The organism is Janthinobacterium sp. BHSEK (assembly GCF_056174685.1).
Genome location: NZ_JBWBYV010000017.1, coordinates 51753 through 65452, shown reverse-complemented (window position 1 = coordinate 65452; position 13700 = coordinate 51753). Strand labels below are relative to the sequence as shown.

Annotated in this window: 13 protein-coding genes; 9 read left to right on the top strand and 4 right to left on the bottom strand. The window is 67.1% G+C overall.

What is annotated here, in order from left to right:
* Nucleotides 1–66 precede the first annotated feature (66 nt).
* From AC0V2Y_RS08205 to AC0V2Y_RS08195, 3 genes are all read left to right on the top strand, one after another.
* A complete protein-coding gene (locus AC0V2Y_RS08205) occupies nucleotides 67–3033 on the top strand; it encodes a sensor histidine kinase (protein ID WP_475415670.1) in 2967 nt (988 codons plus the stop codon).
* Nucleotides 3034–3156: 123 nt separating this feature from the next.
* On the top strand, nucleotides 3157–3528 hold the full coding sequence (locus AC0V2Y_RS08200) for a lysozyme inhibitor LprI family protein (protein ID WP_475415671.1): 372 nt from the start codon (nucleotides 3157–3159) through the stop codon (nucleotides 3526–3528).
* 78 nt (nucleotides 3529–3606) lie between these two features.
* Complete coding sequence (locus AC0V2Y_RS08195; protein ID WP_475415672.1) at nucleotides 3607–4482, top strand: Kdo hydroxylase family protein; 876 nt, start codon at nucleotides 3607–3609, stop codon at nucleotides 4480–4482.
* Nucleotides 4483–4525: 43 nt separating this feature from the next.
* Here AC0V2Y_RS08195 and AC0V2Y_RS08190 read toward each other — a convergent pair whose 3' ends face one another.
* On the bottom strand, nucleotides 4526–6124 hold the full coding sequence (locus AC0V2Y_RS08190) for a CYTH and CHAD domain-containing protein (RefSeq protein WP_475415673.1): 1599 nt from the start codon (nucleotides 6122–6124) through the stop codon (nucleotides 4526–4528).
* A gap of 120 nt (nucleotides 6125–6244) precedes the next feature.
* Here AC0V2Y_RS08190 and mgrA point away from each other — a divergent pair, with 120 nt between their 5' ends.
* A complete protein-coding gene (gene mgrA, locus AC0V2Y_RS08185; RefSeq protein ID WP_475415674.1) occupies nucleotides 6245–7285 on the top strand; it encodes an L-glyceraldehyde 3-phosphate reductase in 1041 nt (346 codons plus the stop codon).
* Nucleotides 7286–7290: 5 nt separating this feature from the next.
* Here mgrA and AC0V2Y_RS08180 read toward each other — a convergent pair whose 3' ends face one another.
* From AC0V2Y_RS08180 to AC0V2Y_RS08170, 3 genes are all read right to left on the bottom strand, one after another.
* Entirely contained in the window at nucleotides 7291–7779 is a 489-nt protein-coding gene (locus AC0V2Y_RS08180; RefSeq protein WP_475415675.1) for a DUF2244 domain-containing protein, read from the bottom strand.
* Between the two features lie 96 nt (nucleotides 7780–7875).
* Complete coding sequence (locus AC0V2Y_RS08175) at nucleotides 7876–8193, bottom strand: hypothetical protein (RefSeq protein WP_475415676.1); 318 nt, start codon at nucleotides 8191–8193, stop codon at nucleotides 7876–7878.
* 66 nt (nucleotides 8194–8259) lie between these two features.
* The gene (locus AC0V2Y_RS08170) at nucleotides 8260–8595 is read right to left on the bottom strand and encodes a hypothetical protein (RefSeq protein WP_475415677.1); all 336 of its coding nucleotides are present in this window, start codon (nucleotides 8593–8595) and stop codon (nucleotides 8260–8262) included.
* Nucleotides 8596–8881: 286 nt separating this feature from the next.
* Between AC0V2Y_RS08170 and AC0V2Y_RS08165 the strand changes: the two genes are divergently transcribed.
* The 5 genes from AC0V2Y_RS08165 to AC0V2Y_RS08145 all read left to right on the top strand — a co-directional run bounded on the left by AC0V2Y_RS08165 (nucleotide 8882) and on the right by AC0V2Y_RS08145 (nucleotide 13668).
* On the top strand, nucleotides 8882–9199 hold the full coding sequence (locus tag AC0V2Y_RS08165; protein ID WP_198511265.1) for a DUF4148 domain-containing protein: 318 nt from the start codon (nucleotides 8882–8884) through the stop codon (nucleotides 9197–9199).
* A gap of 131 nt (nucleotides 9200–9330) precedes the next feature.
* Nucleotides 9331–10743: an efflux transporter outer membrane subunit gene (locus AC0V2Y_RS08160; protein WP_475415678.1), complete on the top strand. Its 1413-nt coding sequence runs from the start codon at nucleotides 9331–9333 to the stop codon at nucleotides 10741–10743.
* Nucleotides 10744–10816: 73 nt separating this feature from the next.
* Entirely contained in the window at nucleotides 10817–11323 is a 507-nt protein-coding gene (locus AC0V2Y_RS08155; RefSeq protein ID WP_070224646.1) for a MarR family winged helix-turn-helix transcriptional regulator, read from the top strand.
* 10 nt (nucleotides 11324–11333) lie between these two features.
* Entirely contained in the window at nucleotides 11334–13478 is a 2145-nt protein-coding gene (locus AC0V2Y_RS08150; RefSeq protein ID WP_475415679.1) for an FUSC family protein, read from the top strand.
* A complete protein-coding gene (locus tag AC0V2Y_RS08145) occupies nucleotides 13468–13668 on the top strand; it encodes a DUF1656 domain-containing protein (RefSeq protein ID WP_070224633.1) in 201 nt (66 codons plus the stop codon). Before AC0V2Y_RS08150 ends, AC0V2Y_RS08145 begins: the two co-directional genes overlap by 11 nt.
* The last annotated feature ends 32 nt before the right edge of the window (nucleotides 13669–13700 follow it).

The following is a 13700-nucleotide window of genomic DNA, read 5'->3' as shown; positions in this document are numbered from 1 at the left end:
GCCTGCTGAAACGCACGGCGCTGCGCTACAATCACTGCCCTGCCACCGCCATCTTCCTCTGCACCGATGTCCGCTCGCCTGCTGCGCCGCCTGTTGCTGTTGCCCCTGCTGGCGTGCCATCTGCACGCATGCGCGGCCGCTCCCCTGCTGTCCGACTACACCCACAATGCCTGGGGCGCCTTGCAAGGCGCGCCCGTCGACGTCCTCAAATTCGCCCAGGGCCAGGATGGCTGGCTGTGGATCGCCACGGCCACCGGCTTGTACCGCTACGATGGCGTGCGTTTCGACCGCGTCGACAGCGTGTACGGCCACCGCCTGCCGTCGAGCAATGTGCTGGGCCTGGCCACGCCGCCGGACGGCGCCGTGTGGGTCGGCTACCGCCTCGGCGGCGTCAGCGTCTTTCGCCGGGGTGGCGCGCGCACCTACCGCGAAGCGGACGGCTTGCCGCCGGGCGCCGTGTTCCATATCGAGGCAGCGCCCGACGGCGCCATCTGGGTCGGCACGCGCGATGGCGCGGCGCGCCTGGCGCCGGGCGCCGACCGCTTCGTCGCGCAAGCCGCCAATGTGGGCCTGCCCGACAAGCGCGTGTACCAGATCCTGTTCGGACGCGATGGCACGCAGTGGATGGGCACCATGCATGGCGTCTTTTTCCGCAAGCCGGGCCAGGCGCGTTTTTCCCATGCCTGGCCGCGCACCATGCTCACCAGCATGGACGAAGCGCCCGATGGCGCCATCTGGGCCGTCGACACGCACAGCAATTACTACCGCGTGCGCACCAGCGCGCCGCGCGGCGATGCGCCCATCCGGCCCGACGCCAGGGGCAACGGCATCCGCTTCGACCGCGCCGGCACCATGTGGCTGATGCAGCCCGATGGCATCGAACGCAAGTTCGATCCTTCCGGTCCCAGCCTGCCGGCCCAGCGCCTGACGCGCCAGAACGGCATCAGCGGCCCGCTGCCGCAAACGTCATTCCAGGACCGCGAGGGCAATCTGTGGTTCGGCACCTCGACGGGCCTGGACCGGCTGCGGCCGAACCGCCTGCGGACCTTGCCCGTCGCCGTGCCCTTCGACCATCCCGGCATGCTGGCGGGACCCGATAGCGACGTGTGGATCGGCGACTACGTGGGCGACGTGCGCAGCTTTACGGCCGACGGGGTGAAAAAAGTGATCTTGAAAGGGGCGTTGGCGGCCAGTCACTGGGCGCCCGACGGCACGCTGTGGCTGGGCAACGAGCAGGAGCTGCACCATCGCGCGCGCGACGGCAGCATGACGCGCGTGGTGCCGCCCGTGCTGGGACTCGATCCGCAGGCGCTGCAGCAGGACCGCTCGGGCGCCCTGTGGGCCTCGTTTTCCGGCGGCGGCCTGTTTCGCCTGAACGCAGGAAAATGGAGCGCCAACGGCGGCCTGTCCGGCCTGCCGGCGGCACTGACCACGGCCATGGCGATCGATGGCGCCGGCACCGTCTGGCTGGGCCATGCCGACAATACCGTCAGCCTGGTGGCCGATGGCCAGCGGGCGGGCGCCGTCAGGCGGCTCGGCGCTGACGAGGGCCTGCAGGTGGGCACGGTGCTGCAGCTGTACCGCGATGGCGACGCGATGTGGGCCGGCGGCGAAAACGGCGTGGCCCTGTACCGCGCCGGCCGCTTCCACATGCTACGCGGCGCGCGCGGCGCGGCGTTTCGCGGCGTGTCGGGCATCGTGCGCCTGCCGGACGGCGACCTGTGGCTGCATGGCGCGGACGGCATCGATCATATCGGCGCCGCCAGCCTGGCCGCGTGGATGCGCGACGGCAGCGCCGTCGTCTCGGAACGCTTCGACGCGCTCGACGGCTTGCAGGGCCATGCCTCGCAGCTGCGCCCCGTGCCGTCGCTGATCCATGCGCCCGACGGCAAGCTGTGGTTCTCCACCTCGGCCACCATCGCCATGCTCGACCCGCTGCATATCCGCCGCAATCGCCTGCCGCCGCCCGTGCAGATCCACAGCTTGCTGGCCGATGGCGTGCGCTATGCCCTGGACGATGGCAAGCCGCAGCACCTGCCGCAAGGCAGCAAGAACCTGCAGATCGGCTTCACGGCGCTGAGCCTGTCGATGCCGGAACGCGTGCGCCTGCGCTACCGGCTGGCGGGCGTGGACGCGGGCTGGCAGGAAGCCGTGGGACGGCGCGAAGCGTACTACACCAACCTGGCGCCCGGCAGCTACCGCTTCGAGGTCACGGCCGCCAACGAAGACGGCGTGTGGAACACGCAGGGAGCCAAGCTTGACATCGTCATCGCGCCCGCCTTCGTGCAGACGCCGTGGTTCGTGCTGCTGCTGGCGCTGGGCGCCGCGCTGCTGCTGTATGGCGGCTATGTGCTGCGCATCCGCCACCTGACGCGCAACATGCAGGAGCGGCTGCAGGAACGCTTGCAGGAGCGCCTGGCCGAACGCTCGCGCATCGCCCGCTCGCTGCACGACACCCTGCTGCAAAGCGTGCAGGGCCTGATCCTGTCGTTCCATGCGCATGCGGACATGCTGCCCAAGGGCACGCGCGAACGGGCGCGCCTCGACGGCACCCTCAACCTGGCCGACCAGCTGCTGATCGAAGGCCGCGACCAGATCATGGACTTGCGCGCCTCGGCCGAACCGGACGAACTGCGGCTGGCGCTGCAGCAATTCGGCAAGGGCCTGGCCGAGCACCGCGCGCACGCCTTCACGGTGCACGTCAGCGGCAGCTGCCGGCGCCTGCAGCCGCGCGTGCATGACGAGATCTATGCCATCGCGCGCGAAGCGCTGTTCAACGCCTCGCGCTATGCGGAGGCGGCAAACATCGTGCTGGAACTCGACTATGCGGAGCAGGCATTCACCCTGCGCGTGCGCGACGACGGCTGCGGCCTCGATGACGCCGTGGCGCAAACGGGCCAGCGGCCCGGCCACTGGGGCCTGGTCGGCATGCGCGAGCGCGCCGCCGGCATCGGGGCCAGCCTGCGCATCGACAGCCGGCCCGGCGCCGGCACGCAGGTCGAAGTGAGCGTGCCGGGCCGCCTGGCCTACTGACGGCGCCGGCGAAGCTGGCGGAGCACGCCCGCAAGCGTGCAGGGGCCAGGACGGATAATGTTATACGATGCACAAGAGCTTGACATGCTCTTGCATCTCCCTCCCCCTTACCGAAAGCCCGCCATGAAAAAATGCCTGCTCGCCCTGCTGCTCTGCGCATCCGGTTCCGCCTTCGCCAACTCGGCCTGCGACACGCCGCGCAACGACTTCGACGGCCTGTATTGCCTCAACAAGGTGTACCAGGAAGCGGACAAGGAACTCAACGCCAACTACAAGACACTCGCCGCCAAGCTCGATGCCGGCGGCAAGCAGAAGCTGAAATCGGGCCAGCTGGCGTGGATCGCCAACCGCAACGACAGCTGTTCCAAACGCGAATCGTCGGGTTTCTACGTCAACCTCGATTGCGCCACCAAGACCACCATCGAACGCGCGCAATTCCTGCAGGACCGCGTGCGCGAATGCGTGAGCGCCGGCTGCCAGAACAGCAAACTGTGATGTAAGTCTGCGCCAGCGCAAACGGGAGCGGGCGGCAAGCGCCCATACTGGCCGCTCCCATGTCTTCCCGTTTGCGCCATGAGCAAGCTCATCGACATTTCCCTGTCCCGGTGGGACGCCAGCGGCAGCGCCGCGCAGCAAGCGGCGGCGCTGCAGGCGCTCGAAGATGGCCAAGTGCTGCTATTGCCGGCTCTGGGCTTTCCCCTGCAACAGGAAGAGCATGCCCTGCTCGACGGCGCTGTGGGTAGCGCCAGCAGCGCCAAGAACATCAGCTGGGAAGCGGCGCGCGGCGTGCGCGGCCAGGGCGAGGCCTGCGATGCGGCCCTGCTGGCCGCGCTGATGCGGCGCTATGCGCGGCACACGCGGCACTTGCTGGCCGGCTTGCTGCCCGGCTATGTTCCTCATCTGCAGCAAGGCAAGGGCAGCTTTCGCCCCGTGGAAATCGCCGGGCGCATCACCTCGTGGCGCAAGGACGATACGCGCCTGCACGTCGACAGCTTTCCTTCCTCACCCACGCAGGGCCGGCGCATCCTGCGCGTCTTCACCAACATCGATCCGCGCGGCGCGCCCCGCGTGTGGAAACTGGGCGCGCCGTTCGAGCAGGTGGCGCAGCGTTTTCTACCCCTTGCTAAGCGTCCGCAACCCGTGCTGGCGGCGCTGCTGCAATGGCTGCGCATCACCAAGTCGCGGCGCACGGCCTACGATCACTACATGCTGCAGCTGCACGACGCCATGAAGGCCGATCTCGATTACCAGGCGCAGGTGGAGCAGCAAACGCACGCGTTCGCGCCGGGCCAGACGTGGATCGTCTTCAGCGACGCCGTATCGCACGCGGCCCTGCGGGGACAGCATGCGCTGGAACAAACCTGGCTGCTGCCCGTGCGCGCCATGGCAGCGCCCCACAAGTCGCCGCTGGCCATCCTCGAGCGCCGGTTGCAGCGCCCGCTGGCCTAGCCTGGTTTGATCTGGCCGGGCCTCACGCCCGATAAAAGCGGATTCAGGCCGGCAAGCGGGCCGCCTTGAAGCGCCGCCAGGCCTTGTGCATGCGGCCATCGCTGCCGTCCGCCTGCGCGCGCGCCGCCAGATAGCCGCGCACGAAGGCCGCGTGCAGCCGCAATCCGTCCTGGGCTGGCTGGTCAGCCTGGTCGGCCTGGCCCGCCTGAACTTCGGGCAATTGCTGCAGCAACCGGTCGGCCACCTGCACGTCGTTGAGCCAGCCCAGTTCATCCTGCAAGGCCGACAAGCGCCCCACATACGGTTTCACGGCCCGGCCCGCAAACAGCGAGGCAAAGAATTCCGTCGCATAGCGCGTCTTCTTGGCCGCGATGCGCACTTGATGGCGCTGCTGCGGCGTGGCATGCAGCAGGCGCTTGCCGCGCTTCATCAGGCGGCGCTGGTCCTTGCGCAAGGTGGCGCGGGCAAACGGCGAGACATGCGCATCGAGGCGCCGCAATTGGCGCGCGGAACAGCCATCGCGCCAGGCGCGCGCCTGCAGCCAGCGCTGCAAGCCCAGCATGCAGGCCGTGCAGCGCGCCGAGGTGACGGCCTGGGCGGCTAGTTGGTGCTTGAGCCGCGCCTGCGCGTGCGCGGCCTGTGCCAGCGCCGCCGCATCGGCCTGCGCCTCGCCGTCGAGCTGCGCCAGGGTATTGCCAGCCAACACATCCCAATCGCGCGCCTCGCCCAGCGCGCCGCCCAGCCAGTCGAGTTCGGCCTTCAAGGCGTCCGGCAGCACCAGCAGGGACTTGAACATGCCCAGCGCCGAACGCAAACGGCGCAGTCCCACGCGCATCTGGTGCACGCTTTCCACGTCCTCGCCCGCCGCCACCCCATCCTGGTTGCCGCTGACCTGTTCCAGGCAATTGCCGGCGATGGCCACAAACACCTGTTCCACCGACATGGCCGCGTCCAGCGCCAGCGGCTGCGCCTTGACCGCCTGCAGAGGCTGCGGCACCGCCAGGCGGTAACCGCGTTCCGCCTTGCTCATGTGGCCCAGCTGCAGCGGCACGTCCCGCAGCAGCGCCAGCGCCACGTCGAACAGGCTGGAAGCTTGCCCCTGCTTCAATTCCAGTTCGACCTCGCTGACGGGCACGCTGTATACGGTACCATCGGCACCATCGGCCCCGTCCACGCCGCTTTCAATGACACCCTGGTCCAGCACGCATTCGATCTGGTCGCCCTGCGGCGTGCGCAGCTGCCAGACGGTGCGTTCGATGCGCGTGGTAAACACGGGCCGCAAGGCGTCGCGGACGGCGTCCTGGCGCAGCAGCGCGCGGACGGGCTGCTTGCGGCCGATGGCAGAGTCGAGCGCGGCCAGATCCGGCTGCGGCCCCGGCACGTCGCCTTCCCATTCGTGGCGGCTGTGCAAGCCGCCGTTGACCGTGCCGCCCGCCTTCAGGGTTTGCACCCAGTGCCCGTCCACCTGGCGCACGCGCAAGCCCGCGTGGTGGCGGCACAGCTGCAAATCGGGCGTATCGACATAGATATCGTGCATCTGCAGCACCTGCACCTCTGCTTGCGCAGCCTGCGCCAGCAGCGGGTGGGCGCGCAGGCGGGGCGCGTCTTGCGGCGCCAGCAGCAATTTCAATTCGATTTCCATGACCGCTCCTTGCGAGATTCCTGAACGCCCATTGTAAGGCGCGTCCCGCCGCGCGCAAGGCGCACGCACGCACACCTTGATTTTGCGCCAAAATAGGCGATTCATTTACAAGGAGATGCCATGACCTACCACGCCGCCGAGAACCGCTACGACAGCATGCCATACCGCACGTGCGGGCGCAGCGGGCTGAAACTGCCGCTGCTGTCCCTGGGCCTGTGGCACAACTTTGGCGACAGCAACAATCTGGCTTCGCAGCGCGACATGCTGCGCACGGCCTTCGACCTGGGCATCACGCATTTCGACCTGGCCAACAACTACGGCCCGCCCTACGGCAGCGCGGAAAGCAATTTCGGCAAGCTGCTGCGCGACGATTTTTTACCGTACCGCGATGAGCTGATCATTTCCACCAAGGCGGGCTGGGACATGTGGCCGGGCCCGTACGGCCAGGGCGGCGGTTCGCGCAAATACGTGCTGGCCAGCCTGGACCAGAGCTTGCGGCGCCTGGGTCTCGACTATGTCGACATCTTTTACTCGCACCGCTACGACGCCGACACGCCGCTGGAAGAAACCATGGGCGCGCTGGCGACCGCCGTGCAGCAGGGCAAGGCACTGTACGTGGGCCTGTCGTCTTACTCGCCGCAAAAGACGGCCGAGGCGGCCGCCCTGCTGAAGGAGTGGAAAGTGCCGTGTTTGATCCACCAGCCTGCCTACAACATGCTCAACCGCTGGATCGAGGAAGACGGCTTGCTCGATACCTTGCAGCAAGAAGGCATGGGCTGCATCACGTTCACGGCGCTGGCGCAGGGTTTGCTCAGCGACAAATACCTCGATGGCGTGCCGCAGGATGCGCGCGTCAACCGCCCCGGCGGCGGCTCGCTGCTGCAACAGCACCTGAGCGCGGAAAACCTGGCCCGCGTGCGCGCCCTGAATCAGATCGCCGCGCAGCGGGGCCAGACCCTGGCGCAGATGGCGCTGGCCTGGGTGCTGCGCGATGCGCGCGTCACCTCGACCCTGATCGGCGCGAGCAGCAGCGCGCAAATCCGCGAAAACGTGGCCGCGCTGCAGCAATTGTCGTTCACGGCCGACGAGCTGGCCGCCATCGACGTGCAGGCACGCGAAGGCCATATCAATCTGTGGGAAGGCCCGTCGCGGGCCGTGTAAGGCGTTCAGGGCAGCGCTGGCGGCGACAGGGGCGTTGGCAGCAGCGCGCATAGTTCCTGCGCCACCTGCCGGCGCCGTTCGGGCGTGGCGAAGACGCCCACGTCCACCTGCGCGCCGCCATGACCGCTATCCTTGATGCGTATCAACTGGCGCGGCCAGCACGGCACTTCGACGCGCGTGCGCCATGGCGAAAAGTGGTGGCGCCGGCAGTGGCCGGCGCTGACCTGTTCGATGATCAGTTCGCCATCGCGCAGGGCGATGTGCTCATAGTCGCGCGCATGGCGCAGGTAATGCAGCAGGGCGACGGCCACCAGGCCCAGCTCGGCGAACGAAAAGACGGGAATGTACCAGAGGCCGCGCAGCGCAAAGGCGGCGGCAATCGTCAGGGAAAACAGGCATAGCAAGCCATAGGCGCGCAGCAACTGTCGCGCCGTCAAGGCACTGTGGCGCGCCAGCAGCCATTGCGGCTGCTCGCGCGAGTGATCGCGTGGCATGGCGCCTCCCGCACTGTCGCACTATTGCCCCATTTACCTGTCGCCCCGTTCCCCTGTCACTGCGGCGGCTCCCACCACCGCCGGCTCACACCCGGGTCAGGCGCCCATCCGCAGCAGCGCGTGGCCCACGTGCTGCCACCAGTGATCGCGCGACCTGACCTGTTTCAGGCAAGACGTGTCGATTTCCGTGGGGAACACGCGATCCTGGCACACCTTCGTTTCCAGGGCATAGCGCTGGTTTTCCGCCGCCGCCAGGGCCACGACGAGCCAGAACGCCAGCGCCAGCAAGATCACCAGCGCACTCCAGGCCAGGTGATTGGTGTTACTTTTTTCGCCAAAAAACTCGCGTGGCCGCGTCTCGCGGTACATCGACATCAAGTCTTTTTCTTTCTCTTCCGACATCTGCGTTTGCATCCTCTGACATCCTATCCTGTGCAGGCCGGCTGGCCATGGCGGCGCGCATGCCGCCTTGCCCGCATTTTACGCCGATGGCGCGGGAGGGACAGTAATTCGTGGCGGCAATTCCCCCTCGCCCTCCTCCGCCGGCGTTACGGGCGCCAGGCTTTCCACATGATCGACGTCGATGTCGCCGCCATCGGGCGCCGTATTGCGCGGCTCCACGCCGGCCCGTTCGCCCGTGCCGGCCGCATCGCTGTCGTTCTCCAACGCTTCAACATCCTGGCCGGGCACGCCCTGCATGTCGCTGCCGCTGTCGGAACTGTCGCTGGGACCGAGCGCGCCCTTGCCATGGCCGCTGCCCAGGACGCGGTCGGGCGTGACGGGCAAATTGTCCGGATCGAGTGTGCTGCTGCTCATGGCTGACTCCCGTTAACAAAAAAACCAGCTTACTCTCCTGGCCAGTCCAGCGGCGCACGCCTGCCCGGCCTTTTACGAGGGGGAAATGCGGCGGCGCACAAATATTTTCAGAAATTACTTCACAAATGTACTATTCATTGCTATAGTTAATTCAAGTAAGCATCTTCTCATCCAGAAATTGCTTCATCGGCGGCACGGCGCCCACCAGCGCAGCGCCGCCGAACCGACCGGTACGTGGCGATCCGGCCCATCCACCCAGCCATCATGCACATTTTGGAGTCTTATCATGCAAGCCAAATCACTCATCGCAGCATTGTTTGCCATCACCACCGCCACTTCGGCTTTCGCCCAAAGCGCCGCGCCTGCCGCTGCCAGCCAGCAACTCACGCGCGCTGACGTCACGGCCGAATACATCCGTGCCCGCAACGCCGGCGAAATCGCCACCAGCGAAGTCGACTATCCGAAAACGCCGGCCACCGCCGCCAGCCAGGTGACGCGCGAACAAGTCATGGCCGAGTTCTACGCCGCCCGCAAGGCTGGCCTGATCCCGCAAACGGAAGCGGACTTTGATGTCGCGCAAACGGCCAAGCACGTCGTGCAATAAGAAACCAGTCAGCCGGTTTCAGTCAGTAACAACTCAGTTGCGGCGCAGCACCCGGGCCACTCCCGGCGCTCACCGCGGCGAGCTGTGATACCCCAGCAGCACCCCCAACATATCTCTCCCGGAGTTCCTGCATGTCCCTGCACCGCCGTTTGCTTGCTGCCAGCCTGATCCTTGCCTTGAGCGCTTGCGCCGACATGGGCCATATCGCGCCGCAATCGGCCATGCTCGATGCCAACAAGCTGAAAGCGAGCCAGGCCATGGATGCCGCCGCCAGCGCCGCCATACAATGGCCGCGCACGCAATGGTGGCAAGACTTGCACGACCCGCAATTGAACCACCTGATGGAGCAGGCGCTGGCCGACAGCCCCACCCTGCGCGGCGCCCAGGCGCGCGTGCGCCAGGCCGAGGCGCTGGCCGGCGCAGCCGAGGACAAGACCCGCCCGCAGGCGGACGCGAACGTCTCCATCAACCGCGAACTGTATTCGCAGCACGGCAGCACGCCGGCGCCGCTGGCCGGCAACTACGCGTGGCGCAACCAGGCCACCGTCACGGCCTCGTACGACCTGGACCTGTGGGGCCGCAACCGCGCCGCCCTGTCCGCCGCCCTGGGCGACGTGCAGATGGCGTCGGCCGAATCGCAGATGGCCCGCCTGGCCCTGGAAACGGCGCTGGTGCGCACCTACATCCAGTTGTCGTATGAATTCCAGCTGCAGGACGTGATCGAACGCAGCCTGGCGCAGCGCGCCCGCATCCTCGACATCACGCGCCAGCGCAAGGCGGCCGGCATCGGCACGGACATTGACGTGGCGCAGATCGAAACCACCTTGCCCGCGGGACGCCGCCAGCTGGAGCAGTCGGCCGAGTCGCTGGCCCTGCTGCGCAACCAGCTGGCCGCGCTGGCCGGCAAGGGTCCGGCAGCGGGTGCGGCGCTCACGCGCCCCGTGCTGCGCCTGGACCAGCCGCTGGCCATTCCCGCCGCCCTGCCCGCCGACCTGATCGGCCGCCGGCCCGACATCGCCGCCCAGCGCTGGCGAGTGGAAGCGGCAGCGCGGCGCATCGATGCGGCCAAGGCCGAGTTCTACCCGAACGTCAACCTGGTGGCCTTTGCCGGCTTCCAGGCCTTCGGTTTCAGCCATTTTCTCGATGCCAACTCGGACATCCGCGGCGCCTCTCCCGCGCTGAGCCTGCCCATCTTTGCCGGCGCCCGTTTGCGCGCGCAGCTGGGCAGCCAGACGGCCGTGTACGACGGCGCCGTGGAACAGTACAACGCCACCGTCATCAACGCCATGTCGGACGTGGCCAACGCCGTCACCAAGGCACAATCGCTGGAAAAGCAGCACCAGCTGACCGTGCAGGCGCTGGCCACGGCGCAGCGCGCGCGCGACCTGGCGGAAAAAGCGTACAAGGCGGGCATGAGCGACGCCATCAACATGCTCAACACGCAAGTGGCGCTGCTGGCGGAAGAACAGCAGCAGGCGCAAAATGGGGCGCGCGAGCTCGATCTGTACGTTTCCTTGATGAATGCATTGGGAGGCGGCATCTAGGCTTGCAATCCTGGCATTGCCCTAGCCCAACAAGATACAATCGGAGCTTTATTCACACATGAAGGAATATGACATGACCGCTTTTGACGCCACCTCCAAGCGGCTGCAAAACATCCGCACGCGCATGCCAGGCTTCCCCATGGAACTGATGCGCCTGTTGCGCATGACGTACCACATTCAAAAAGGCATGAAGGACTTGACCAATGCCGCGCTGAAAAAGCACGACCTGGTCGATGCCAGCTACATGGTGCTGGCCGTGCTGTACGGCACGGACGACGAAACCTCGAACGCCTGCACCCTGGGCATGGCCTGCCATGAAAAGCCGGCCAACCTGACGCGCGTGTGCAACGACCTGGAAACGCGTGGCCTGATCCACCGCGGCACGCGCCCCGGCGACCGCCGCTCCGTGATGATTTCGCTGACCGACAAGGGCCGCGCGCTGATCGAAACGGCGCTGCCCGACGTGTACCAGGAAACCTCGGCCCTGTACGACGGGTTCACGGAAGAAGAGCTGCAAGTGCTCGACAAGCTGTACATGCGCCAGCTGCGCAACCTGAACAATCTCAACAACCAGAACTGATAGCCTATCGATGACGCCAGCCACAGCAACAAAACCCACATATGGCCCCCTGAGCCGGGCGGCCCACTGGCTGGCGCTGGCGCTGCAGGACTGGCGCGCGACGGAAGGCGAACGCTGGATCTACGTCGGCAAGACCCTCATCGCCGCGTTCTGCGCCCTGTGGCTGGCCTACCGCCTGGGCCTCGACTCGCCCAGTACGGCGATGACCACCACCATCATCCTGGCCCTGCCCAGCAGCGGCATGGTGCTGGAAAAAAGCTTTTACCGCCTGTGCGGCACCCTGCTGGGATGCACGGCCGCGCTGACCCTGATCGGCCTGTTCCCGCAGCAGCCCGTGCTGCTGTTCGCCGGCCTGGCCCTGTGGGTGGGCCTGTGCACGAGCGGCTCGGCCCTGCACCGCAACGCCCAATCGTATGTGTACGTGCTGGCCGGCTACACGGCCTGCATGATCGTGCTGCCCGCCATCGAGCAGCCGATGCAGGTATTCTCGCTGGCCGTCACGCGCGTGGCTGAAGTGGGCCTGGGCATCATCTGCTCGGCCGCCGTCTCCAGCGTACTGCTGCCGCGCCACCAGGGCACGCAGGTGATGCGCACGGTGCAGGCCCGCTACGGCAAATTCCTCGCCTTTTGCCATGACGTGCTGCAGCAAAAGCTCACGCCGGCGCAGGTGGAACTGACGCATCTGCAGTTTGCCGCCGACGTGGCGGCGCTGGAACTGGGGCGCTCGGCCGCGCTGTTCGAAGTCACCAGCAAAGTGAGCCACGTGCGCGCGCAGAACCGCAAGCTGCACGCCTTCAACGCCACCTTCATGACGGCGCTGACCACCTTCTATACCTTCCACCGTCTGTTCGACCGCCTGCAGCGCGATGGCGAAACCCAGGTCATGCAGGCCTGTGCGCCGCTGTACGCCATCGTCGCCGAGGCGCTGCAAGCGACGCCGTCGCAAGACTCGCTCGACACCATGCAGCGGCATCTGCAAACGGCGCTGGCGCAGGCGCGCGCGGACATCGACGGCGCGGCCATCGCGCATGCGCAGCGCATCGATTTCGACACCGTCTGCGAGCTGCTCGAGCGCTTCGCGCGCGACATGAGCCGCTTTCACGAAGTGTATTTCAGCCTCGTGCACGACACGCCGCTCGACGTGAGCACGCCGCAGGCGTATGCGCCGAAGACGCCGCCCGCGCTGGTGCTCGCCAGCGGCGCGCGCGCCGGCATCAGCCTGGCCCTGCTGGCGCTGGGCGCCTACTTCCTCGCCTGGCCCTACGCCAGCACGGCGATGCTGATGGCGGCCGTGTTCTGCGCGCTGGCCTCGTCCTCGCCGCGCCCCATCCTGATGATCCGGCAAGTGCTGACGGGCTTTTTGATCGCCATGCCCCTGTCGCTCGTCTGCGTGTATTTCGTGCTGGTGCACGGCGACGGCTTCCCCATGCTGGTGCTCAGCTTTGCGCCCTTCCTCGCCGTCGGCCTGTACCTGATGACGAATCCCGCCAAGCTGGGCGTGGGCCTGGGCGTGTCCACCTTCATCACGCAGATGGCGCCGACGAATCTGATGCACGTCGACGGCGCGGCCTTTTTGAACACGGGCATGGCGCTGATCGTCGGCCTGATGCTGGCCGCCCTCGTGTTCGCCGTGCTGCTGCCCGAGCACACGATGGGCCACAAGGACCATATCGGCCCGGCCCTCTGGCGCGAAGCGCTGCAGGCGTGCACGGCGCCGGCGCGCCGGGTCAAGCACCGCTTCGACAACCGCGTGCGCGACCTGCTCAGCCAGCTCAATGCGGCGGCCGGACCGGCGCCGGGCGAGGCCACGCGCGCCGTCGTGCGCCAGGCCCTGACCCTGCTGGAGATCGGCCATTCCGTGATCGAATTGCGCGACCTGATCGCGACCGCCCGCCCGGGCGCCACGCGCCATGCGCTGCAGCAGTGCGTGGACGGCATCGCCGCCTGGCTGCGCACGCGCGGCGATGCGCAACTGCAGGCGGCGCTGGACGCCACCCTGCAGGCGGGCGCCGTGGTGCGCGCGGCGCAAACGCAAGCCGATGCGACAGCCGAACGCAGCGCGCGCCTGCAGACGGCCTTGGCCGACCTGCATTCGATCTACACCTCATTACTCGACCACATGGCGCCTGGCGCCGGAGACCACCATGCCGCGTGAATTCGCCCTGTTCGGAATTCTGATTCCTACCCTGCTGCCCCTGTTCATCCTCAGCATCGGTCTGCAAACCCTGCTCGACCGCGTGCTGGGCTGGCTGGGCGTGTACCGCATGGTGTGGCACCCGTCGCTGGCGCGGCTGTGCATCTTCATCGCCATCTTCGGCGCGCTGGCTCTATCGCTTTACAAATAAAAAAAACTGTTCAACCTGATCAAGGAAAGGCT